The organism is Amycolatopsis nalaikhensis, assembly GCF_030264295.1.
GTDB classification, from domain to species: Bacteria; Actinomycetota; Actinomycetes; order Mycobacteriales; family Pseudonocardiaceae; genus Amycolatopsis; species Amycolatopsis nalaikhensis.
Window position 1 is genome coordinate 616,873 of record NZ_CP127173.1, and the last position, 21,934, is coordinate 638,806.

A 21,934-nucleotide genomic window follows, 5' to 3' on the forward strand; every position below is an offset into this window, starting at 1 on the left:
CGCCCGCACAGCCGCGGCGCCCAGCCTCCCTCTACGCAGGCGCTGCCTTCGAGGCGAGCGCGTCCGCGATGAACGTCAGCTCGCCGTCGAACTCGGCGGGCAGGTCGTCCTCCGAATGGCGGGCCGTCGCGTGGCGGTGGCTGACCGCTCGGGCCAGCAGCCCCGACGCTCGCTCGACATCCGCGGGCGGCAGCCCGCCGCCCGTTGCCGCCACGATCACCGCCCTCACCTGGCGGACCAGGATCTGGAAGCGCTCGTGCAGCGCGTCGCGGACCACGTGGTGGGTGTCGGCCTCGCGCCACAGCAGGTGCGAGAGCCCCAATGATCGGCTGAAGCGGTGGTCGAGCTCGCGGACCAGCCGCCGCAGGCTGCCCGCCAGGTCGCCGGGGACGACGACCACCGCCGGCTCGATGCGCTCGTCGGGCAGGCGCTCGACCAGCGCCGTCAGCAGGTCCGACTTGTGCCGGAAGTAGTAGTGCACCAGCCCCTTCGGGACCCCGGCCTGCTCCGCGATGCGGGAGGTCGGGGTGGCGTCGAAGCCGGACTCGGCGAAGAGCGCCTCGGCGGCGCAGAGGATGCGCTCCTTCGCCGAATCCTCGGTCATTCCGGTGCCTCCTGGTCGGTCAGTGCTGCCCTGCCGTGCGGTGCGCGGCGTTCGCGACCGGCATCGCTGCCGCGCCGGCGATGACCGTCAGCACCCCGGCGATCCAGGACGTCCAGGACGCGCCGTTGAACTCGGTGTACCCCATCACCCACGGCGCGATGAAGAGCAGCACGCCGAGCGCGATCTGGATGCCTTCGCCGTAGACCATGCCCGGCATCGCCAGCGAGACCAGGCCGTCGAGGGCGATCAGGGCACCCAAGATGACCATCGTCCACATCGCGGTCGTGTCCGTGCTCAGCCAAAGGGGTGAAAGAGCGGCGACCACCCCGATGACGACCTCGGCCCAATCGTGGGGCCGGGCCCATGCGCGCGTAGAGACTTCACTCATTCGTGCTCACCTCCGTCGGTGAAACTGCTGGTCGGGTGGGTGTACCCGCCATCGATGATCCGCTTGACTGGCCAGCCGGTCAAGATTCGTCGGTCACAGTTCGGCGTGTAATCGTGCCCTCCGTCTCGTACAGTTGTGGACGCGAGTTACCGGCGAGTAATTTCTGCCGCCAACGCCGTTGACCCCCATCTCCGCGGAGGAACCGATGACGCAGCTCGGCGAGATCCAGCAGGCCATCCTGAACGGCGAGTCCGCCGCGGTCGGGTCCTTGCCCGTGCCCGAGAGCTACCGCGGGGTGACCGTGCACGCCGACGAGGTCGACATGTTCGAGGGCCTCGAGAGCCGGGACAAGGACCCGCGCAAGTCCCTGCACGTCGACGACGTCCCCGTCCCCGAGCTGGGGCCGGGCGAGGCGCTCGTCGCCGTGATGGCCAGCGCCATCAACTACAACACCGTGTGGACGTCGATCTTCGAGCCGATCCCCACGTTCAAGTTCCTCAAGAAGTACGGGAAGCTCTCGCCGCTGGCCAAGCGGCACGACCTGCCCTACCACGTCGTCGGCTCGGACCTGTCCGGCGTCGTGCTGCGGACCGGTGTCGGCGTGCACAACTGGAAGCCGGGCGACGAGGTCGTCGCGCACTGCCTGAACGTCGAGCTCGAGGGCCCCGACGGGCACAACGACACGATGCTCGACACCGAGCAGCGGATCTGGGGCTTCGAGACGAACTTCGGCGGCCTCGCCGAGATCGCGCTGGTCAAGGCCAACCAGCTGATGCCGAAGCCGGACCACCTGACCTGGGAAGAGGCCGCCTCCCCCGGGCTGGTCAACTCGACCGCCTACCGCCAGCTCGTCTCGCGCAACGGCGCGGACATGAAGCAGGGTGACGTCGTCCTGATCTGGGGCGCCTCCGGGGGCCTCGGCTCCTACGCGACGCAGTACGCGCTGAACGGCGGCGCGATCCCGGTGTGCGTCGTCTCCAGCCCGGAGAAGGCCGCGATCTGCCGCAAGCTCGGCGCCGAGCTGATCATCGACCGCAGCGCCGAGGGCTACAAGTTCTGGAAGAACGACGCCGAGCAGGACCCGAAGGAGTGGCAGCGCTTCGGCGCGAAGATCCGCGAGCTGACCGGCGGCGAGGACCCGGACATCGTGTTCGAGCACCCGGGCCGGGAGACCTTCGGCGCGTCCGTCTACGCCGCGCGCAAGGGCGGCACGATCGTCACCTGCGCCTCGACGTCCGGGTACATGCACCAGTACGACAACCGCTACCTGTGGATGAACCTCAAGCGGATCATCGGCTCCCACTTCGCGAACTACCGCGAGTCCTGGGAGGCGAACCGGCTGATCGCGAAGGGCCTGATCCACCCGACGCTGTCGAAGACCTACTCGCTCGAAGAGACCGGGCAGGCCGCCCTCGACGTCCACCGCAACGCCCACCAGGGCAAGGTCGGCGTGCTCGCCCTGGCCCCGCAGGAGGGCCTCGGCGTGCGCGACGAAGAGAAGCGCGCGAAGCACATCGAGGGGATCAACGCCTTCCGCGGCGCCTGATCCGCGACGGCGCCGGGGGCGGCTCCCCCGGCGCCGGAGCAAGATCCCTTCGCCGCAGCAGACGGCACGTTCGGCGCACCGCACGGGTGCTCACCCTTCCGTGACCCGGCTGCGACTACGGTAGGGCCATGAGCCTTGGCGATGAACGGGAGCTTGTGCCGCTGGGAGCCGGCTTCGACGTGGCGAAGCGGGGGTACAGCCGAGCGCAGGTCGACGAGCACCTCGAACGGCTGGACGCCGACCTGAAGATGCTCACCGCGGACCGGGACGCCGCCATCGCGCAGGCCGGCGACCTCGCCCGCCAGCTGGAGATCGCGCGCGGCGAGATCGCGGACCTGCGCGGGCAGGTCGACCGGCTCGCGCAACCGCCGACCAGCGTCGAAGGCCTGTCCGAGCGGCTGCAGCGGATGCTGCGCCTCGCGCAGGACGAATCGGCCGACACGCGCGCCCGCGCCGAAGCCGAGGCCGGGCACATCCGGGCCAAGGCCGAGACGGACGCGAGCGCCATGCGCGCCCGCTACGAGCAGCTGCTCACCGAGCTCGACCTGCGCCGCAAGGAGATGGAGGCGGAGCACCGGAAGGTGCTCGAGGACGCCCGCGCGCAGGCCAAGAAGATCACCGACGACGCCGAGGCCGAGCGCAAGCGGCTCGACACCGAGTCGCAGGACCGCCGCACCAAGGTCGAAGAGGACTTCGAGATCGCGATGGCCGCGCGCCGCACCGAGGCGATGCGCGTGCTGGCCGAGCAGGAGGCCGCGAGCAAGGCCGAGGCCGCGCGCCGCGTCCAGGAGGCCACGCAGGACGCCGCCGACATCCGCGCGAAGGTCCTCGAAGAGGAGAAGGCCGCGAAGGCGGACATCGAACGCCGTCAGCGCGAGTCCGTGGCGGAGGCGAACAAGCGGCGTCAGGACTCGATCACCGAGGCCAACGCCCGGCTCGCGGAGGCGGCCGACGAGGCGCGGCGCCGCGTCACCACGGCAACCGAGGAGTCGAACCGGCGCATCACCCAGGCCAACGAGCGCGTCGACGCGTTGCGCAAGGTCCGCGGCGGGCTCGCTGAGCAGGTCCGCGCGGCGCGGGCCGTGCTGGCCGAGGCGCACACCGTCCTCGGCGACGAGGTGAAGGTGCCCGCGGAGGTCAAGGCCGACGTCGCGGGCGACAAGCCCGAGGCCGCCGACGACACCGGGAAGACGGCTCCCGTGAGCGACGTCGAAGAAACCGTCCGGATCAAGGCGTCCGACGTGCCGAAGACGAAGCCCGCGGCCAAGCCCGCCCCGAAGCCCACTCCGCGGCCGAGCGGAGCGCAGAAAGCGACTGGCGAGTAACCTTCCACCCGACACGGGCGCGGACGAGCCTGCGCGGTCGGTACCGACCGGCTATCGTCCCTGCTCACGCGGGATCACCTGGAGGTTTTGCGCATGGGTGCGGCATATCGGACCGTGGTGGTGGGCACGGACGGCTCGGAGTCCTCGTTCGCGGCGGTGGACCGCGCGGCGGCGGTGGCCGGCGACGCGGGCGCCACGCTCGTCATCGCGTGTGCGTACTACCCGGCCAGCAAGTCCGACGTCGACAAGGCCCAGGACGTCCTCGGCGACGAGGCGTACCAGGTCGTCGGCTCGGCGCCGGCCGAAGACACCCTGCAGTCCGCGCGGGACCGGGCGGCGCGGGCGGGCGCGGAGAAGATCGACACGGTCGCGGTGAAGGGCGACCCGGTCGACTCGCTGCGCAAGGTCGTCCACGAGCGCGAGGCCGACCTGCTGGTGGTCGGGAACCGGGGCCTGAACACGATCGCCGGCCGCATCCTGGGCTCGGTACCGTCGGAGGTGGCGCGCAAGTCCGGCGTGGACGTGCTGATCGTCCACACGACCTGACGTGGCCGATGCGAGCGAGGAGCTCCAGCAGCGGTTGGAGCGCGTCCTGCTCGGCGGCAGGCGGAAGTACACGCGGCTCGAAGTGGCCGAAAAGGCCGGCGTGCCCGAAGAGCGGTCACGCCGGCTCTGGCGCGCGCTGGGGTTCGCGACGGTGCGCGACGACGAGGTCGTCTTCACCGACGCGGACGTCGAGGCGATGCGGACGGCGGACCAGCTGGTCCAGTCGGGCCTGATCGACCCGAGCATCGAGGTGTCGGTGACGCGCGCGCTCGGCCAGCACCTGTCGCGGCTGGCCGAGTGGCAGGTCGACATGCTGTGGGCGCTGATCACCGAGCAGCCCGAACTGGGCCGCAACGAGCGGCAGGTCGCCCGGCTGGTCGACGCGCTGCTGCCGGAGCTGGAGCGGGTGCAGAACTTCGTCTGGCGCCGGCACCTGGCGGCGTACGCGGGCCGGGCGTTCGCGGCGCCGGACGAGCACCTCGAGACGCGCACGGAGGTCGTCGGGTTCGTCGACATGGTCGGCTACACGCGGCTGACGCGCCAGATCGACGAGGAGGAGCTGAGCCGGGTCCTCGACGCGTTCGAGACGCTGGCGACGGAGGTGATCGCCGAGCACCACGGCCGCGTGGTGAAGATGATCGGCGACGAGGTCCTGTTCGTCGCGGACGCGGCGGTCGACGCGGCGGAGATCGCCCTGGCCCTGACCGAACGCACGTCGGCGGACGAAACCCTCCCGGCGGTTCGCGCGGGCATGGCCTCGGGCCGCATCCTGTCGCGCTTCGGCGACGTCTACGGCTCGGTGGTCAACCTGGCGGCCCGCCTGACGTCGGTGGCCCGCCCGGGCACGATCCTCGTGGACCGCGAGCTGGCGGCGGAGCTGGCCGAGGAGAAGGCGTACGAGCTGCGGATGCGCCGACCGGTGACGGTCCGGGGCTACAACCGGCTGCGCCCGGCCGCGCTGCGGCGAGCGCCCGAAGGCCCGACGGGCGCGTTCGCGAGCTCGCAGGAGCTGGCCGCGCAGATGCTGGGCCTGGTGGCTCCCACGCCGGAACCCGAGCCCGACGAACCCGAGCCGGACACCCCCGGCGACGAGGAGGAGCGCCCTCGCCGCCGCCGGCGCCGCCGGATCCGGTGAGCCTCAGGCGTCGAAGTCGACCGTGATCGACTCGGAGACCGGGTAGGACTGGCACGTCAGCACGAAGCCCGCCTCGACCTCCGCCTCCTCCAGCGCGAAGTTGCGCCGCAAGTCGACCTTGCCGTCGGTCACCTTGGCGCGGCACGTCCCGCACACCCCGCCCTTGCAGGCGAACGGCAGGTCCGGCCGGAACCGCTGGGCCCCGTCGAGCACCGACGACGACCTCGGCAACGTCATCGTCGACGAACGGCCGTCCAAGACCACGCGGACCTCCGACGACTCCCCCGCCACCGCCGGGTCGTCGTGCGTCACCGGGGCCGGCGGGGTGTCCACGTAGAACAGCTCCTGGTGCACCCGCGACGACGGCACGCCCAGCGACGCCAGCAGCTCCTGGGCGCCGGTCACCATCTCGAACGGGCCGCACAGCCACCAGTGGTCCACCGACTCGACCGGGACCAGCGTCGAGAACAACGACCGCAGCTTCGGGACGTCCAGGCGCCCGGTGAACAGCTCCGCCTCGCGCGGCTCGCGCGAGAGCACGTGGATCAGTTCCAGCCGCGAGGGCGCCCGGTCCTTCAGGTCCGCCAGCTCGTCGGCGAACATCACCGTGTCCGTGCGGCGGTTGCCGTACAGCACCGTCACCGTCGCGTCCGGCGTGTCCAGCAACGACGACACGATCGACAGCACCGGCGTGATGCCCGAGCCCGCCGCGATCAGCACGTGGTGCCCGCCCGCCGACAGGTCCGGGGTGAACGAGCCCGTCGGCGGGGCCACCTCGATCGTGTCGCCCGGGCGGACCTCGTTCACCAGCCACGACGAGAACAGCCCGCTCGGCACCAGCCGCACGCCCACCCGGGGCGCCGAACCCGCCGCCGCGCAGATCGAGTACGAGCGGCGCTCGTCGCGCCCCTCGACCGACCGGCGCAGCGTCAGCGACTGGCCCGGCTTGAAGGCGAACTCCGAGGCCAGCGCAGACGGCACGTCGAACGTCACCGCGACCGCGTCGTCGCACAACCGCGCGACGTCCGCGACCTTCAGCTCATGGAACCGGGCCACCTCAGATCTCCTTGACGTGCTCGAACGGCTCGGCGCACGTGCGGCAGCGCCGCAGCGCCTTGCACGCCGTCGCGCCGAAGCGGGACTGCTCCTCGGTGTCCGCCGACCCGCACAGCGGGCAGCGGACCGCGCTCATCGGGGCCGACAGCGTCAGCGGGATCGGGCCCGACCGCCGCGGCGCCGCGCCCGGCGGGGCGATCCCCGCCGAAGCCAGCTTTTCCCGGCCCTCGGCCGAAATCCAGTCCGACGACCACGCGGGCGACAGCTGCGTCCGGATCTCGACGTCCGCGTAGCCCGCCGAGACGAGCGCGTGCTCCAGGTCGTCGCGCATGGTGTCCATCGCCGGGCAGCCGGTGTAGGTCGGCGTGATCGCCACGACGACGCGACCGTCCTCTTCGGACACCGAACGCAGCACGCCCAGGTCCGCCAGCGTCAGCATCGGCAGCTCGGGGTCGGTGACCGTGGCGGCCACGGCGGCGGCGGTCACCACTTCGCGTCCGGCATCGCCCGGGCGACGCTCTGCAGCTCCGCCAGCACGAACCCGAACTGCTCGGTGTGGACGCCGTCGCGACCGGTCCGCCCGGACACCCCGGCCAGCTCCCCGGCGGCCGGACGGGTGAGCGTCGCCGCGGCGAGCGCCTGGTCCAGCACCGCGTCGAACTCGGGCCGCAGCGAAGCCGCGTCCACCAGTTCGACCTCGTGCGTGCGGAACAGCTCGCCGACGTACGGCCACACCTCGTCGAGGCCGTCCTGCATCCGCTCGTGCGACAACGGCGTCCCGTCGCCGAGGCGGACCAGCCACTGCGCCGCGTAGTCGCGGTGGTAGGTCAGCTCCTTGACGCCCTTGTCCGCGATCGCCGCCAGCACCGGGTCCTCGGCCGAAACCAGCCGCTGGAACAGCGCCAGCCGCCAGGTCGAGAACACGAACAGCCGCGCGATCAGGTGCCCGAAGTGCCCGCCGCCCAGCTCGGCGAGCCGGACGTTGCGGAACTCGTGCTCCACGCGGAGGAACGCCAGCGCGTCTTCCGTGCGCCCGGTCCCGTCCGCCTTGCCCGCGCGGGCCAGCAGCAGCCGGGCCTGGCCGAGCAGGTCGAGGCCGATGTTGGCGATCGCCACCTCGTCCTCCAGCTCGGGCGCGTTCGTGCACCACTCCTGCAGCCGGTGGGAGAAGATCAGCGCGTCGTCGCCCAGCATCAGGCAGTATGCGGCGAGCCGGGCACCGTCCATTCCGGACGGGACCGACGTGTCCACCCCGGACAGCGGGTCCTCGAACCCGGTGCCGAACGCCCAGCGCGCGTCGTTCTCCTCGGTGAGCGACTCGTACACGTTGTCGAAACTCATATGTGCGGCACCTCCTCGGGGATGTCGTAGAACGTCGGGTGCCGGTAGACCTTGTCGCCGCTCGGCGCGAAGAACGGGTCCTTCTCGTCCGGCGAGGACGCCGTGATCGCCGAGGCGCGCACGACCCAGATCGACACGCCTTCGTTGCGGCGGGTGTAGAGGTCGCGGGCGTGGTGCAGGGCCATCTCGTCGTCGGCCGCGTGCAGCGAGCCGACGTGCACGTGGTTCAAGCCGCGCTTGCCGCGGACGAACACCTCGTACAGCGGCCAGTCGTGCTTGACCGGGCCCGGGGCGGCGGGCACCCCCTCCAGCGGGACGGCGCCGTGGCCGCCTTCGGCAGTCAGGTCGGTCACTTGCGCTCCTTCTTCTTTTCGGCGTGCGCCACGGCGGCTTCCCGCACCCACGCGCCCTCTTCGTGCGCGCGACGCCGGTGCGCGATCCGCGAGGCGTTGCAGGGGCCGTTGCCCTTCAGCACGTTCTTGAACTCGTCCCAGTCCACCGCGCCGAAGTCGTAGTGCCCGCGCGCGGCGTTCCACTCGAGGTCGGGGTCCGGGAAGGTGACGCCGAGGGCCTCGGCCTGCGGCACCGACATGTCGACGAAGCGCTGCCGCAGCTCGTCGTTCGTGTGGCGCTTGATCTTCCACGCCATCGACTGCGCGGTGTTCGGCGAGTCGGCGTCCGGCGGGCCGAACATCATCAGCGACGGCCACCACCAGCGGTTCACGGCCTCCTGGACCATCTCCCGCTGCTGCTCGGTGCCCTTCATCATGGTCATCAGCAGCTCGTAGCCCTGCCGCTGGTGGAAGGACTCCTCCTTGCAGATCCGGATCATCGCCCGCGCGTAGGGCCCGTACGACGAGCGGCACAGCGGCACCTGGTTGCAGATCGCCGCGCCGTCGACCAGCCAGCCGATCACGCCGACGTCGGCGAAGGTCAGCGTCGGGTAGTTGAAGATCGACGAGTACTTCTGCTTGCCGCTGATCAGCTTGTCGGTCAGGTCGGCGCGGTCGGCGCCCAGCGTCGCCGCCGCCGAGTACAGGTAGAGCCCGTGGCCGGCCTCGTCCTGGACCTTGGCGAGCAGGATCGCCTTGCGCCGCAGCGACGGCGCCCGCGTGATCCAGTTGCCCTCGGGCTGCATGCCGATGATCTCGGAGTGCGCGTGCTGCGCGATCTGCCGGATCATCGTCTTGCGGTAGCCCTCGGGCACCCAGTCGCGCGGCTCGATGCGCTGGTCGCGCTCGATGGTGTGCTCGAAGTGCTCTTCGAGGCCGGGTTCGGCGACAGCGGTCACGGCTGCTCCTTCGAAACCAGGGTCAGGACGTCGTACTTGGCGACGGACTCGCCCTCGGCGTTGGTGACGTCGGCGTCCCAGCGGACCTCGCCGTAGTCCTGGTCGATCCGCGGGGTGATCTGCTTGGCGGTCAGGGTCACGGTCAGCGCGTCGCCGACCTTGACCGGCGTGAGGAACCGCAGGTTCTCGAGGCCGTAGTTGGCCAGCACCGGGCCCGGCTCGGGCGAGACGAACAGGCCCGCCGCGAACGACACGACCAGGTAGCCGTGCGCGACGATCCCGCCGAACAGCGGGTTCGCGGCCGCGGCCTCGGGGTCGGTGTGGGCGTAGAACGTGTCGCCGGTGAACTCGGCGAAGTGGTCGACGTCCTCCTGCGTGACCGTGCGCGGCCCGGCGACGACCGAGTCGCCGATGCGCAGCTCGGCCAGGGACTTCCGGAACGGGTGGACGTCGCCCTCGGTGCGCGGCGCGCCGGTGACCCAGCGGCCGGTCACCGAAGACAGCACCGCGGGCGAGCCCTGCACGGCGGTGCGCTGCATGTGGTGCAGCACGCCGCGGACGCCGCCCATCTCCTCGCCGCCGCCCGCGCGGCCGGGGCCGCCGTGGACCAGCTGCGGCATCGGCGAGCCGTGCCCGGTCGACTCCTTCGCGTCGTCGGCGTCGAGCACCAGCAGGCGGCCGTGGAACGGGGCCGCGCCGAGCACGACCTCGCGCACGAACTCCCGGTCCGCCGACACGATCGACCCGGCCAGGCTGCCGCCGCCGCGCGCCGCGAAGTCGACGACCTGCTCGGTGGACGTGTACGGCATCAGCGTGGAGACCGGGCCGAACGCCTCGACCTCGTGCGGCTCGGAGCGCTCCGGGTCGGCCTTCAGCAGCACCGGGGAGATGAACGCGCCGCGCTCGGCGTCGGCGTCGACCACCTCGACCCGCTCGGGGTCGCCGAACACGACGCTGCCCGCGTCGAGCAGGGCCTTCAGCGACCGCCGGACCTCCTCGCGCTGCTCCAGGCTGGCCAGCGCGCCCATCCGGACGCCCTCGCTCGTGGGGTTGCCGACCGTCACCTTCGCCAAGCGAGCCGAGGCCGCCTCGGCGACGTCGTCCAGCAGCGCCGCGGGCACGAACGCGCGGCGGATCGCGGTGCACTTCTGGCCCGCCTTGACCGTCATCTCCGTGGTCAGCTGCTTGACGAACAGGTCGAACTCGGTGGTGCCCTTCACGGCGTCGGGGCCGAGGATCGAGCAGTTCAGCGAGTCGGCCTCGGCGTTGAACCGGACGGCGTTGCGCACGATCGCCGGGTGCGCGCGCAGCTTCTGCGCGGTCGACGCCGAGCCGGTGAAGGACACCAGGTCCTGCGCGGTCACGTGGTCGAGCAGGTCGCCGACGCTGCCCGCGACGAACTGCAGCGAGCCCTCGGGCAGGATGCCGGAGGAGATGATCAGCTCGACCAGCCGCGCGGTCAGGTAGGCCGTCTGGCTCGCGGGCTTGACCAGGCTCGGGACCCCGGCCAGGAACGCGGGCGCGAACTTCTCCAGCGGCCCCCACACCGGGAAGTTGAACGCGTTGATCTGCACCGCGACGCCCCGCAGCGGCGTCGCGATGTGCTGGGCGACGAACGTGCCGCCGCGCGAGAGCGGCTCGACGTTGCCCTCGACGTAAACGGTGTCGTTCGGCAGTTCGCGCTTGCCCTTCGACGCGTAACTGAACAGCACGCCGATGCCGCCGTCGATGTCGAACTTCGAGTCACCCAGGGTGGCGCCGGTGCGCGCCGACAGCGCGTACAGCTCCTCGCGGTGCTCGCGCAGGTGCGAGGCCAGCGCCTTCAGCAGGGCCGCGCGCTGGTGGAAGGTCAGCTCGCGCAGCGCCGGGCCGCCGACCCGGCGGCCGTACGCCAGCGCCCCCGCGAAGTCGACGCCCTTCGACGAGACCCGGGCGACCTCCTCGCCCGTGGCGGCGTCGTGCAGGGGGACGCCTTCGTCCGCCGCCGTGTGCCACTCCCCGGAGACGTAGCTGCGCAGCAATGCCATCTGGTCCGACCTCTCCCGCCGAATTACCTACCGGACGTTCAGTAATTGCTACTGTAGCCGCTGACCCCGGAGATCGGAAGGGGTGGTGCTTGACACGGCCCCGAGCACTGCCTTTACTGAGCGACACCCCGCAGTGACCGTCCATTCGGTCAGTCTGGAAAGCGAGCACATGACCAACGCCGCGCACACCATGTTCGCCGCCGACGAGGCGTCGCGCGCGCTGGGCATCGAACTCGTCGAAGCGGGTGACGGCCGGGCCGTGGCGACCATGACGATCACGCGCGCGATGGTCAACGGGCACGACATCGCGCACGGCGGCTACCTCTTCCTCCTCGCCGACACGGCGTTCGCGTGCGCCTGCAACACCCACGGCCCGGTGACGGTCGCCGCGGGCGCCGAGATCTCCTTCGTCGCGGCCGGCCGGCTCGGCGACCACCTCGTCGCGACGGCCACCGAGCGCACGCGCTACGGCCGCAACGGCATCTACGACGTCACCGTGCACCGGGAGACCCCCGGCGGGCCCGAGGTCGTCGCCGAATTCCGCGGCCGCAGCCGCACCATCTCCTCCGCGAAACGGGACTGACCATGATCGAGGCGAACATCGGCGCGGACGAGCTGGCCGCCCTCCAGCTGGAACGTCTGCGGTGGACGCTGCGGCACGCCTACACCAACGTGCCCGCCTACACGCGGAAGTTCGACGAGGCCGGTGTCCACCCCGACGACTGCAAGGAGCTCGCCGACCTGGCGAAGTTCCCGTTCACGACGAAGCAGGACCTGCGGGAGAACTACCCGTTCGGGATGTTCGCCGTGCCGCAGGAGCAGGTGCGGCGCATCCACGCCTCCAGCGGCACCACCGGCAAGGCCACCGTCGTCGGCTACACCGAGCAGGACATCGACACGTGGGCGACGGTGATGGCCCGGTCGATCCACGCCGCGGGCGGGCGGCCGGGCCACAAGGTGCACGTCGCGTACGGCTACGGCCTGTTCACCGGCGGGCTCGGCGCGCACTACGGCGCCGAGAAGCTGGGGTGCACGGTGATCCCGGCGTCGGGCGGGATGACCGCGCGGCAGGTCCAGCTGATCACCGACTTCAAGCCCGAGATCATCATGGTCACGCCGTCGTACATGCTGACGCTGCTCGACGAGTTCGAACGCCAGGGCGTCGACCCGCGTTCGTCGTCACTGAAGGTCGGCATCTTCGGTGCCGAGCCGTGGACCGAGCAGATGCGCGCCGAGATCGAGGAGCGGTTCGCGCTCGACGCCGTCGACATCTACGGGCTGTCCGAGGTGATGGGCCCGGGCGTCGCGCAGGAGTGCGTCGAGACGAAGGACGGCCTGCACATCTGGGAGGACCACTTCTACCCCGAGGTGATCGACCCCTACGACGAGAACGTCCTGGCCGGCGGCGAGACCGGCGAGCTGGTGTTCACGTCGCTGACCAAGCAGGCGCTGCCGATCATCCGCTACCGCACCCGCGACCTGACGGCGTTGCACCCCGGCACCGCCCGCCCGGCGTTCCGGCGGATGGACAAGGTCACCGGGCGCACGGACGACCTCATCATCCTGCGCGGGGTCAACGTCTTCCCGACGCAGATCGAGGAGATCGTGCTGCGGACGGCCGGGCTGAGCCCGCACTTCCAGCTCGTCCGGTCCACGCGCGGGCGGCTCGACCACCTGACGGTGCGGGTCGAGGCGCGCCAGGACGCGTCCGCGGACGACCGGTCGCGGGCGGCGTCGGAGCTGGTCACCGGGGTGAAGGACGGCGTCGGCGTGACGGTCTCGGTGGACGTCGTCGACCCGGACACGCTGGAGCGGTCGATGGGCAAGATGCGGCGCATCGTCGACCAGCGGGAAAAGGCGTGACGACGCCCCGCCGCGGGCGGCCTGGCTACGACCTCGAATCGCTGCTGCAGGTGGCGGTGAAGCTGTTCAACGAGCGCGGCTACGACGGCACGAGCATGGAGGACCTCTCCCGCAAGCTCGGCATCACGAAGTCGGCGATCTACCACCACGTGCCCAGCAAGGAGGAACTGCTGCGGCTGGCCGTGGACCGGGCGCTGGACGGGCTGTTCGAGGTGGCGGAGTCGACGGACCGGCTCGACGGGCGCGCGATCGACCGGCTGGAGCACCTGGTGCGCGGCAGCGTGCTGGTGCTCGCCGACCGGCTGCCGTTCGTGACGCTGCTGCTGCGCGTGCGCGGCAACACGAAGGTGGAGCGGGCGGCGCTGGCCCGGCGGCGCGAGTTCGACCGGCTGGTGACCGACCTGGTGAAGCAGGCCGAAGCGGAGGGCGACCTCCGGCCGGACGTCGACCCCTCGGTGACGGCCCGCCTGATCTTCGGCATGGTCAACTCCCTGATCGAGTGGTACAAGCCGCGCCGGGGCTCGGCGGCGACCGAAGTGGCCGACGCGGTGTGCAAAGTGGCCTTCGAAGGCTTGCGTACGACGTCGTGAGTGTTTAGGGCGGTTAGAACCGCCCTAAACACTCACGACGGGGGTGCGGCGCGTTACTCGCTTGCGGGGCGCGGCGGGCGCTCCGCCTGCCACAGCAACGCTTCGCGCAGCTGCTCGATCAGGCGCTCGTCGTCCGCTTCGGACGGGTCGACGCCGAGCGGGATCCACTGCTCGGAGACCTTCTCGCCGTGGTCGTAGCCGGTGATCACGATGCCCGAGTAGGACACCGACGCGTCGTCCGCGCAGTCGCCGTCCGGAAGGGGTTCGTCCGCTTCGAAGACGTCGTCGAAGCTGACGTGGCGATGCTGCAGGCGGACGCTCACCCAGCGTCCGGCCGGCCGGATCGGCGCGTCTTCTTCGCTCATCTGCTCCTGCCCCGGTCGTGGTCCCTGCCGTCACGTCGCGTCCGGGTCCCGGGAAGTTACCGGCGGGTTGTTCCGGTTGCGTAACGACAAAGGTTGGCGCGAAACACCCGTTGCCCGCCACCGGAGCCACTCTTTTGACGAGAGGTCAACTGCTTGTTGACACCATGCCGATCCCCCGCGAGGCTGAGCGCATGACGAGTGGCACCCGGCCCCGGCGCCGCCGGCTCGAGCCCGCCGAGCGGCGCGCGGAGATCCTCGCCGCCGCCCGGCACCTGTTCGGGGCGGGCAGCTACGCGTCGGTGTCCACTTCGGACATCGCGGCCGCCGCCGGCGTGGCGCGCCCGCTGATCAACCACTACTTCGGCGGCAAGCGCGAGCTGTACCTGGAAGTGGTGCGGCAGATGATGATCGTGCCCGCCCCGGTCACCGAGGCGCTGCCGGACACCACGATGGAGCAGCGGCTGGCCATCGGCGTCGAGCGGTGGATCGAGGTCGTCGACCGCAACCGCGACGCCTGGCTGACCGTGATCGGGCCGGAGTCGGCCGGGCGCGACCCGGAGATCGAGCGGATCATGCTGGAGGCCGACGAGATCGCCGCCGACCGCGTCCTCGAAGCCGCGCTGATGACCGGGGTCACCGAGGGCCGCGAGCAGCTGCGCGCGATGATCCGGTCGTTCGGCGGGATGCTGCGGGCGGCGTCGCGCGAGTGGCTGATCCGCGGCACGCTCGAACGCGCCGAGCTGCGCACCTTCCTCACCGATTCGATCCTCAACCTGCTGAAGCTCACCTACCCGGCGGTGCTTGCCGAGCGGCGCGGAAGCGCCGGGCGAACGCCGCCGGCGTCATCCCGGTCCAGCGCTTGAACGCGTAGATGAAGCTCGACGCCTCGGCGTACCCGAGCCGGTAGGCGACGTCCTCGACGGACAGCACGCCGGTGTCGAGCAGCTCCTCGGCCAGCGTCTGGCGGACCTCGTCGACCAGCGCGCGGTAGCTGGTGCCCGCTTCGGTCAGGCGACGCCGCAGCGTGCGCGCGCTGAGCGTCAGCTGGCGGGCGATCTCGTCCATGCCGGCGTCGACGCCGCCGAGCCGGACGAGCCGCTCCCGCACCTGCTGCGAAATGCCCGAACGCTGCCGCTTGCGCGCGACGAGCGCCTCGCACTGCGTGGCGCAGAGGGCGACGGTCTGTTCGTTGGCCTGCGGCAGCGGCCGGGTCAGCAGCGCCGAGTCGAGCGTCGCGCGGCAGGCGTCGGCGCCGAACCGCGGCGCCAGCCCGAACGCGGCCACGTAAGCGTCCACTGTGGACGAGTCGTGCCGGAAGCTCAGCTCGTCGAGCGCGATCTCCGGCAGCAGGTCGCGCATGACGGTGAAGATCGCGGCGAGGTCCCGCAGCACGAGGAACCGGGCGACGTCGGCGGGGACGCGGCTGTCGTCGAGACTCCAGGGTCAAGCGGTCGCCGTCGAGGCCGACGTGCGGGATGCAGAAGGCGAAGCTCAGGTCGAAGTAGCGCAGCGCGAACAGCATGGCGTCGCGCAGGGTCGGGCTGCTGATGCAGGCGAAGCCGAAGATCCCGAAGGTGGTGACGCGGTAGCGGCGCCCCAGCTCGAGCGCGGTGGCGTCCGAGCCGTCCAGCTCGGCCAGCGCCCGGACGACGGCCAGCTCCTGGCGCGCGTCGACCTGCACCCCCGGGTCGGCGAGCAGGTCCGGCGACAGCGTCGTCGCGCCGAGCAGCTTCTCCGCGGCCAGGCCGCGCTCGGCGGCGAACCGCGTCATCAGCTCGATGCTCGCGGTGCCGCGCGGGAAGTCCCAGTCCCCGACGGCGGGCACGGCGAGCTCGGCCATGGCCGGAATTATGGATCACGGCGATTCGGGCGTCGAATCGAGGACCGGAACTGACCGGGTTCGTCGTTAGGGTGACGCCGTGGAGACCTTGAGCCGACGGGCCCTGAACCGGGCGACGCTGGAGCGCCAGCTGCTGCTGGGCCGCGCGAAGATGTCCGCCCTCGACGCCGTGGCGCACCTCGCGGGACTGCAGGCGCAGGCGCCGTTCCCGCCGTACTACGCGCTGTGGACGCGGCTGCACGGGTTCCAGCCGGCCGAGCTGGCGTCGCTGCTGGAGAACCGGCAGGTCGTGCGGATCGCGTTGATGCGCGGCACGGTCCACCTGGTGACGGCGGCGGACGCGCTCGCGTGGCGGCCGGTGGTCCAGGTGCTCTACGACCGCGACCTGAAGACGAACACCCAGCACGCGGGCGCGCTCGCCGGGCTCGACCACGACGTCGTCGTCAAGTCGGCGCGGGAGCTGCTGGCCGAGTCGCCGTTGTCGAGCACGAAGCTGGGCACCGAACTGGCTCAGCGCTGGGACGTCCCCGCGGCGTCCCTGACCCACCTCGCCCGGGCCCGCCTGCCGCTGGTCCAGGTGCCGCCGCGGGCGATCTGGGGCAAGGCGGGCCAGACGACCTACGCGTGCCTGGACGAGTGGGTGGGCGCTCCCCTGTCTCCGCCTTCGCCGTCTTCACTGATCGCGCGGTACCTGCGCGCGTTCGGCCCGGCCACGATGGCCGACGTCCAGGCGTGGGCGGGCATCACGCGCCTCGGCGAGGTGGCCGCGTCGATGGACCTGCGGCGCTACCGCGACCCGGACGGCCGCGAGCTGATCGACCTGCCGGAGCTGACGATCCCGGACGAGGACGTCCCGGCGCCGCCGCGGCTGCTCGGGCCGTTCGACCAGATGATCCTGTCGTACGCGGACCGGACGCGGGTGATCTCCGACGACTACCGCAGGCGGGTGATCACGCAGAACGGCCTGGTCAAGGGGACGTTGCTGGCGGGCGGGACGGTCCGCGGCTTCTGGGAGATCAAGACGTCGAAGAAGGCGGCGGTCGTGGAGCTGTCGCCGTTCGAGAAGCTGCCGAAGAAGGATCTGGCGGCATTGGAAAGCGCGGCGGGGCAGCTGATGAAGTGGGCCGAGCCGGGCGCGGAGACGCGGGAGGTGCGCGTCCACCCGCCCGAATGAGGGTGGCCGGAATTCTCGATCGGGTGACCGTTCGTGTCCTGTTGTCACAGGGGCCCGGTGCGTAGCTTTTCCAGCATGAGTAGTTCGGCGAAGGGGCCGTCGGTGCTGATCGTGGGCACCGGTTTCGGCGGCATCGGGACGGCGATCGAACTGAAACGCGCCGGGTTCACCGACTTCACGATCCTGGAGAGCGCCGATGCGGCCGGTGGGGTCTGGCGGGACAACACCTACCCCGGGGCCGCCTGCGACATCCCGTCGCCGCTCTACTCGTTCTCCTTCGAGCCGAACCCGCGGTGGCCGAAGCGGTTCTCGCACCAGCCGGACATCCTCGCCTACCTGCGCGGCGTCATCGGGAAGTACGGCCTCGAGCCGCACATCCGGTACCGCACCGAGGTCACCGGCGCCGCCTTCGACGAGGAGCGCGGCGTCTGGCGCGTCGAGACCCAAAGCGGCGAAACCTTCGAGGCCACCGTCTTCGTCCCGGCCGTCGGGCAGCTGTCCCGGCCGGTGCTGCCCGACATCCCCGGCCGCGAGACCTTCGCGGGCGACGCCTTCCACTCCGCGCGCTGGGACCACGACGTCGAGCTGGCCGGCAAGCGCGTCGCCGTCATCGGGACCGGGGCCAGCGCCGTCCAGTTCGTGCCCGAACTGCGCAAGCACGCCGAGCACGTCACGGTCTTCCAGCGCACGCCGCCCTACGTCATGGCGAAGTCCGACCCGGCCTACCGGCGGTGGCAGCACTGGCTGTTCGAGCACCTGCCGCCGACGCAGCTGCTCGGGCGGCTGCGGATCTTCCTGCTCGCCGAGTACGCCACGTACGCGATGACGAAGCACCCGCTGCTCGCGAAGATGTTCGAGCTGCGGACCGCGCAGCTGCGCCGCCGCCACATCAAGGACCCGCGGCTGCGCGCGAAGCTGACACCCGACTACCCGTTGGGCTGCAAGCGGATCCTCTTCACCAACGACTACCTGCCCGCGCTGGCACAGCCGGACGTCGACGTCGAGACTCGGCGGATCACCGAGATCACCCCGCGCGGCGTGCGGGTGGACGACGGGACCGAGATCGAGGCCGACGTCCTGGTCTACGGCACCGGGTTCGCCGCCACCGACTTCCTCGGCCGGATCAAGGTGCTCGGCCTCGGCGGCCGGTCGTTGCGGGACGCGTGGTCCGGCGGCGCGCGGGCCTACCTCGGCATCACCGTGCCCGGGTTCCCCAACATGTTCTGCGTCTACGGGCCCAACACGAACCTCGGCGCGGGGTCCATCATCTACATGATCGAACGGCAGGCGCGCTACATCCGCCAGGCCGTGGAGCAGCTCGCCCGCCCCGGTGTGTCCTATGTGGACGTGCGGCCGGAGGTCGAGCGGCGGTATGACGAAGAGGTGCAGAAGCGGCTGGGCCGGAGCGTGTGGAGTGCCTGCACGAGCTGGTACCGCCAGGCCGACGGCCGGGTGACGACCAACTGGCCGGGCCTGGTCACCGAGTACGACCGCCGGACCCGGCGGCTCGACGTCAGCGACTACCGGGTGGTGGCGTGATGGACTACGACGTCCTGGTGATCGGTTCGGGCTTCGGCGGCAGCGTCACGGCACTGCGGCTGACCGAGAAGGGCTACCGCGTCGGCGTGCTGGAGACCGGCCGCCGGTTCGCCGACGACGAGTTCGCGAAGACGTCGTGGCGGCTGCGCAAGTACCTGTGGGCGCCCAAGCTCGGGTGTTTCGGCATCCAGCGGCTCACGCTGCTGAAGAACACGTTCGTGATGAGCGGCTCCGGCGTCGGCGGTGGCTCGCTGGTGTACGCGAACACGCTGTACGAGCCGCCGGACAAGTTCTACGAGGACCCCCAGTGGGCGCACATCACCGACTGGAAGGACGAGCTCGCGCCGTACTACGACCAGGCGAAGCGGATGCTCGGCGTGGTCGAGAACCCGGCGACGACGGCCGCGGACCGGGTCCTGCGCGAGGTCGCGGACGACATGGGCATCGGGCACACCTACCGCCGCACGCCAGTCGGCGTCTACTTCGGACAGTCCGGGGTGGACCCGTTCTTCGGCGGCGTGGGCCCTGTCCGGCAGAAGTGCACGCTGTGCGGCGAATGCATGACCGGCTGCCGCGTCGGCGCGAAGAACACCACGGTGAAGAACTACCTGTACCTGGCCGAGAAGGCGGGCGCGGTCGTGCACCCGTTGACGACGGCGGTGTCGGTGCGGCCGATCGACGGCGGGTACGCCGTGGACACGGTGCGCACCGGCCGCTTTTCCCGCCGGACGTTCACCGCGGCGCAGGTGGTCTTTTCGGCCGCGGCGTTGGGGACCCAGCGGCTGCTGCACCGGATGCGCGACAAGGGGACGTTGCCCGGACTGTCGCCCCGGCTCGGGCTGCTGGCGCGGACGAACTCCGAAGCCGTGCTGGCGGCGCGGTCACTGCGAAAGGACACGGACTACACGCGCGGCGTCGCGATCACGTCGTCGATCCACCCGGACGAGGTCACCCACGTCGAGCCGGTGCGGTACGGGCGCGGCAGCAACTTCATGGGCCTGATGACGACGGTGCTGGTCGACGCGCAGACCGGGCATCGGCGCTGGGTGCTGGGGTTGCGCGAGCTGTGGCGGCAACGGCGTGACCTGCTCAAGCTGCACAACCCGCGGCACTGGTCGGAGCGGATGATCGGGCTGCTGGTGATGCAGACGCTCGACAACTCCGTGACGACGTACACGAAACGCGGGCTGTTCGGCCGCCGGATGACGACGAAGCAGGGCGCGGGGTCGCCGAGCCCGGAGTGGATCCCGGCGGGCCACGAGGTGACGCGCCGGGTCGCGGAGAAGATCGGCGGCCTGCCGCAGGGCGCGTGGACGGACCTGGCGAACATCCCGATCACGGGTCACTTCATCGGCGGCTGCGCGATCGGCGACTCCCCCGCGACCGGCGTCGTCGACCCGTACCAGCGGTTGTACGGCTACCCGGGCCTGCACGTGGTGGACGGCTCGGCGATCTCGGCGAACCTGGGAGTCAATCCCTCCCTGACGATCACCGCGCAGGCGGAGCGGGCGATGGCGTTCTGGCCGAACCGCGGGGAAGCGGACCCGCGGCCCCCGCTGGGCGCGGAGTACCGCCGCGTGGCGGCGGTGGCCCCGAAGAACCCGGTGGTCCCCGCGGAAGCCCCCGCCGCCCTGCGGCTGCCGATCACGCCGAAGTAAGCGGGGTCGCCGTCGTGAGTGGAAAACAGTGTTCTAACACTGTTTTCCACTCACGACCGGGCGGCACCCGTTCAGCGCACGGTCACGGCAGGCCCGCGAGCCCGGCCGAGACCGTGTTGGCGAACGCGTACCCCTGGGACGCGTCCCAGTTGATCGACCACGTCATCGCGCCGCGGATCGACGGGTACGTCGTCGACGGCTTGAACGAACCGCACGAAGTCCCGCGAGCCAGGCAGTTCAGCGCCGACACCGTGTTGGCCGGGGCCTGGTAGCCGCCGCCCGCCGCCTGCGGGGACGCCGGGAGGCCCAGCCCGACCTGGTCGGCGCGCAGGCCGCCCTGCAGCTGGATGCACGCCAGCGCCGTCAGGAAGTCGACCGTGCCCTGCGAGTACACGTTGCCGTTGCAGCCGTTCATCGAACCCGAGTTGTAGTACTGCATGTTGACGATCGTCAGGATGTCCTTGATGCCCAGCGCCAGCTGGAAGTAGCCACCCTGGGTGGACTGCATGTCGATCGTCTGCGGCGCCATCGTGATGACCTTGCCGCCGCCGTTGTAGATGCTGCGCAGCGCCTGGCCCATGTACGTGGCGTTGATGCCGTTCTCGAGGTCGATGTCGACGCCGTCGAAGCCGTACTCCGAGATCAGCGCCTTGACACTGTTCGCGAAGTTGGTCGCCGACGTCGAGTCGCTGACGCTGATCGTGCCGTTCTGGCCGCCGACGGAGATGATCACCCGCTGACCGCGGGCCTGCACCGTCTTCACGTCGGCCTTGAACTGCGCGTCCGTGTAGCCGCCGAGCTGCGAGGACAGGCCGGAGTCGAGGGTGAAGTCGACCGCGCCCGGCGTGCCGGTGGCGTCCGCGAACGACACCGCGATGATGTTGTACTTCGTCGGGACGTCGGCCAGCTTCAGGGCCTTGGCGCCGTTGTAGAAGTTCTGCCAGTAGCCGGTCAGGACGTGCTTGGGCAGGTCACCCTGGGTCGGCGGCGGCGTGGTCGTCGTCGGCGGGGTCGTGGTGGTGGTCGGCGGAGTCGTGGTGGTGGGCGGAGTCGTCGTCGTGGGCGGGGTGCCCGGGCCGTCGAGGCTGACGTCGTCGGCGTAGTACGTCGGCTGGCCGTACCAGCCGTGCAGGTACACCGTCAGCGACGTGCTCGAGCCGGTCGTGAAGCTCAGCGACAGCTGCTGGTAGCCGCTCGTACCCGGCGTCCACGTGCTGGCCGTCGCCGAGCCGGAGACGCCGAGGTAGACGTAGCTGCCCTGGACCCACGCCGACAGCTTGTAGGCGGTGTTCGGCGAGACGGCGAGCGACTGCGAGCACTGCGCGTTGTCCGACGACGTCGGCGTCGCGCTCAGGGCGCGGCTCCCGCTGTGGACCGGCGTGCTGACCGCCGTCGGGACGGCGGTGCACGTCCAGCCGGTGGTGCCGGCCTCGAAGCCGGGGTTGGCCAGGATGTTCGCCGCCGAAGCGCTGCCGGCGAGCACGAACGTCACGCCGAGGCTCAGCGCGACCACGGAAAGTAAGGAAAGCAGGGCGAAGCGAACCTTGGGGACCACGGGCGACCTCCGCTACGGGTGAGGCAGGTCACCACAAAATGGACTAGACCAATCTGAATGTCAAGGAACCCCATCCGAAAGTCGGGGCGGC

At 71.0% G+C, this 21,934-nt stretch carries 21 protein-coding genes and 1 pseudogene; 11 read left to right on the forward strand and 11 right to left on the reverse strand.

What is annotated here, in order from left to right:
* Window positions 1-31 precede the first annotated feature (31 nt).
* Window positions 32-604, reverse strand: coding sequence for a TetR/AcrR family transcriptional regulator (locus tag QP939_RS03020; protein ID WP_285454975.1), 573 nt, complete (start codon window positions 602-604; stop codon window positions 32-34).
* Between the two features lie 19 nt (window positions 605-623).
* On the reverse strand, window positions 624-992 hold the full coding sequence (locus QP939_RS03025; protein WP_285454977.1) for an SPW repeat domain-containing protein: 369 nt from the start codon (window positions 990-992) through the stop codon (window positions 624-626).
* Between the two features lie 205 nt (window positions 993-1,197).
* On the opposite strand from QP939_RS03025, the gene ccrA reads away from it, so the two are divergent.
* From ccrA to QP939_RS03045, 4 genes are all read left to right on the forward strand, one after another.
* Window positions 1,198-2,538, forward strand: a complete 1,341-nt coding sequence (gene ccrA, locus QP939_RS03030) for a crotonyl-CoA carboxylase/reductase (protein ID WP_285454979.1) — start codon at window positions 1,198-1,200, stop codon at window positions 2,536-2,538.
* Between the two features lie 155 nt (window positions 2,539-2,693).
* The gene (locus tag QP939_RS03035; RefSeq protein ID WP_434219668.1) at window positions 2,694-3,863 is read left to right on the forward strand and encodes a coiled-coil domain-containing protein; all 1,170 of its coding nucleotides are present in this window, start codon (window positions 2,694-2,696) and stop codon (window positions 3,861-3,863) included.
* A 93-nt stretch (window positions 3,864-3,956) separates the two neighbouring features.
* Window positions 3,957-4,409 (forward strand): universal stress protein, encoded by a 453-nt coding sequence (locus QP939_RS03040; protein ID WP_285454981.1) that lies wholly within the window; start codon window positions 3,957-3,959, stop codon window positions 4,407-4,409.
* Window position 4,410: 1 nt separating this feature from the next.
* Window positions 4,411-5,544, forward strand: coding sequence for an adenylate/guanylate cyclase domain-containing protein (locus QP939_RS03045; protein ID WP_285454982.1), 1,134 nt, complete (start codon window positions 4,411-4,413; stop codon window positions 5,542-5,544).
* 3 nt (window positions 5,545-5,547) lie between these two features.
* Here the strand turns inward: QP939_RS03045 and paaE are convergent, their stop codons facing one another.
* From paaE to paaZ, 6 genes are read right to left on the reverse strand one after another with little or no spacing between them, the layout of a single operon-like run.
* A complete protein-coding gene (gene paaE, locus QP939_RS03050) occupies window positions 5,548-6,600 on the reverse strand; it encodes a 1,2-phenylacetyl-CoA epoxidase subunit PaaE (protein WP_285454983.1) in 1,053 nt (350 codons plus the stop codon).
* A 1-nt stretch (window position 6,601) separates the two neighbouring features.
* Window positions 6,602-7,090: a 1,2-phenylacetyl-CoA epoxidase subunit PaaD gene (gene paaD, locus QP939_RS03055; RefSeq protein WP_285454984.1), complete on the reverse strand. Its 489-nt coding sequence runs from the start codon at window positions 7,088-7,090 to the stop codon at window positions 6,602-6,604.
* Entirely contained in the window at window positions 7,084-7,941 is an 858-nt protein-coding gene (gene paaC, locus QP939_RS03060) for a 1,2-phenylacetyl-CoA epoxidase subunit PaaC (RefSeq protein ID WP_285454985.1), read from the reverse strand. Before paaC ends, paaD begins: the two co-directional genes overlap by 7 nt.
* Window positions 7,938-8,243 carry a 1,2-phenylacetyl-CoA epoxidase subunit PaaB gene (gene paaB / locus QP939_RS03065; protein WP_331659850.1) on the reverse strand — a complete coding sequence of 102 codons (306 nt, stop codon included), beginning with the start codon at window positions 8,241-8,243 and terminating at the stop codon, window positions 7,938-7,940. Before paaB ends, paaC begins: the two co-directional genes overlap by 4 nt.
* A gap of 47 nt (window positions 8,244-8,290) precedes the next feature.
* Window positions 8,291-9,232: a 1,2-phenylacetyl-CoA epoxidase subunit PaaA gene (gene paaA, locus QP939_RS03070; RefSeq protein WP_285454986.1), complete on the reverse strand. Its 942-nt coding sequence runs from the start codon at window positions 9,230-9,232 to the stop codon at window positions 8,291-8,293.
* On the reverse strand, window positions 9,229-11,259 hold the full coding sequence (gene paaZ, locus QP939_RS03075; RefSeq protein WP_285454987.1) for a phenylacetic acid degradation bifunctional protein PaaZ: 2,031 nt from the start codon (window positions 11,257-11,259) through the stop codon (window positions 9,229-9,231). Before paaZ ends, paaA begins: the two co-directional genes overlap by 4 nt.
* A 169-nt stretch (window positions 11,260-11,428) precedes the next feature.
* Between paaZ and paaI the strand changes: the two genes are divergently transcribed.
* The 3 genes from paaI to QP939_RS03090 are packed head-to-tail and all read left to right on the forward strand — an operon-like array spanning window position 11,429 to window position 13,712.
* Complete coding sequence (paaI, locus tag QP939_RS03080) at window positions 11,429-11,842, forward strand: hydroxyphenylacetyl-CoA thioesterase PaaI (RefSeq protein ID WP_285454988.1); 414 nt, start codon at window positions 11,429-11,431, stop codon at window positions 11,840-11,842.
* A gap of 2 nt (window positions 11,843-11,844) precedes the next feature.
* On the forward strand, window positions 11,845-13,122 hold the full coding sequence (gene paaK, locus QP939_RS03085) for a phenylacetate--CoA ligase PaaK (protein ID WP_285454989.1): 1,278 nt from the start codon (window positions 11,845-11,847) through the stop codon (window positions 13,120-13,122).
* Window positions 13,119-13,712 (forward strand): TetR/AcrR family transcriptional regulator, encoded by a 594-nt coding sequence (locus tag QP939_RS03090; RefSeq protein ID WP_285454990.1) that lies wholly within the window; start codon window positions 13,119-13,121, stop codon window positions 13,710-13,712. The genes paaK and QP939_RS03090 overlap by 4 nt, the downstream gene beginning before the upstream one ends.
* A gap of 53 nt (window positions 13,713-13,765) precedes the next feature.
* On the opposite strand, the gene QP939_RS03095 is transcribed toward QP939_RS03090, so the two are convergent.
* Entirely contained in the window at window positions 13,766-14,077 is a 312-nt protein-coding gene (locus QP939_RS03095; RefSeq protein WP_285454991.1) for a hypothetical protein, read from the reverse strand.
* Window positions 14,078-14,268: 191 nt separating this feature from the next.
* Here QP939_RS03095 and QP939_RS03100 point away from each other — a divergent pair, with 191 nt between their 5' ends.
* Window positions 14,269-14,940, forward strand: a complete 672-nt coding sequence (locus tag QP939_RS03100; protein WP_285454992.1) for a TetR/AcrR family transcriptional regulator — start codon at window positions 14,269-14,271, stop codon at window positions 14,938-14,940.
* Here QP939_RS03100 and QP939_RS03105 read toward each other — a convergent pair.
* A pseudogene (locus QP939_RS03105) lies at window positions 14,861-15,917 on the reverse strand (AraC family transcriptional regulator). The gene QP939_RS03100 and the pseudogene QP939_RS03105 overlap by 80 nt on opposite strands.
* A gap of 79 nt (window positions 15,918-15,996) precedes the next feature.
* Here QP939_RS03105 and QP939_RS03110 point away from each other — a divergent pair.
* The 3 genes from QP939_RS03110 to QP939_RS03120 all read left to right on the forward strand — a co-directional run bounded on the left by QP939_RS03110 (window position 15,997) and on the right by QP939_RS03120 (window position 20,288).
* A complete protein-coding gene (locus QP939_RS03110) occupies window positions 15,997-17,091 on the forward strand; it encodes a winged helix DNA-binding domain-containing protein (protein WP_285454993.1) in 1,095 nt (364 codons plus the stop codon).
* Window positions 17,092-17,166: 75 nt separating this feature from the next.
* Window positions 17,167-18,630, forward strand: a complete 1,464-nt coding sequence (locus QP939_RS03115; RefSeq protein ID WP_285454994.1) for a flavin-containing monooxygenase — start codon at window positions 17,167-17,169, stop codon at window positions 18,628-18,630.
* Complete coding sequence (locus QP939_RS03120) at window positions 18,630-20,288, forward strand: GMC oxidoreductase (RefSeq protein WP_285454995.1); 1,659 nt, start codon at window positions 18,630-18,632, stop codon at window positions 20,286-20,288. The genes QP939_RS03115 and QP939_RS03120 overlap by 1 nt, the downstream gene beginning before the upstream one ends.
* An 82-nt stretch (window positions 20,289-20,370) precedes the next feature.
* Here the strand turns inward: QP939_RS03120 and QP939_RS03125 are convergent, their stop codons facing one another.
* Entirely contained in the window at window positions 20,371-21,843 is a 1,473-nt protein-coding gene (locus QP939_RS03125) for a chitinase (RefSeq protein WP_285454996.1), read from the reverse strand.
* Window positions 21,844-21,934: the final 91 nt, after the last annotated feature.

Bases quoted from the DNA above. Each gene is read 5' to 3' on its own strand.
- QP939_RS03020 (WP_285454975.1), bottom strand. From the start codon at position 604: ATGACCGAGGATTCGGCGAAGGAGCGCATCCTCTGCGCCGCCGAGGCG.
- QP939_RS03025 (WP_285454977.1), bottom strand. From the start codon at position 992: ATGAGTGAAGTCTCTACGCGCGCATGGGCCCGGCCCCACGATTGGGCC.
- ccrA (WP_285454979.1), top strand. From the start codon at position 1,198: ATGACGCAGCTCGGCGAGATCCAGCAGGCCATCCTGAACGGCGAGTCC.
- QP939_RS03040 (WP_285454981.1), top strand. From the start codon at position 3,957: ATGGGTGCGGCATATCGGACCGTGGTGGTGGGCACGGACGGCTCGGAG.
- paaC (WP_285454985.1), bottom strand. From the start codon at position 7,941: ATGAGTTTCGACAACGTGTACGAGTCGCTCACCGAGGAGAACGACGCG.
- paaZ (WP_285454987.1), bottom strand. From the start codon at position 11,259: ATGGCATTGCTGCGCAGCTACGTCTCCGGGGAGTGGCACACGGCGGCG.
- paaI (WP_285454988.1), top strand. From the start codon at position 11,429: ATGACCAACGCCGCGCACACCATGTTCGCCGCCGACGAGGCGTCGCGC.
- paaK (WP_285454989.1), top strand. From the start codon at position 11,845: ATGATCGAGGCGAACATCGGCGCGGACGAGCTGGCCGCCCTCCAGCTG.
- QP939_RS03095 (WP_285454991.1), bottom strand. From the start codon at position 14,077: ATGAGCGAAGAAGACGCGCCGATCCGGCCGGCCGGACGCTGGGTGAGC.
- QP939_RS03100 (WP_285454992.1), top strand. From the start codon at position 14,269: ATGACGAGTGGCACCCGGCCCCGGCGCCGCCGGCTCGAGCCCGCCGAG.
- QP939_RS03115 (WP_285454994.1), top strand. From the start codon at position 17,167: ATGAGTAGTTCGGCGAAGGGGCCGTCGGTGCTGATCGTGGGCACCGGT.
- QP939_RS03120 (WP_285454995.1), top strand. From the start codon at position 18,630: ATGGACTACGACGTCCTGGTGATCGGTTCGGGCTTCGGCGGCAGCGTC.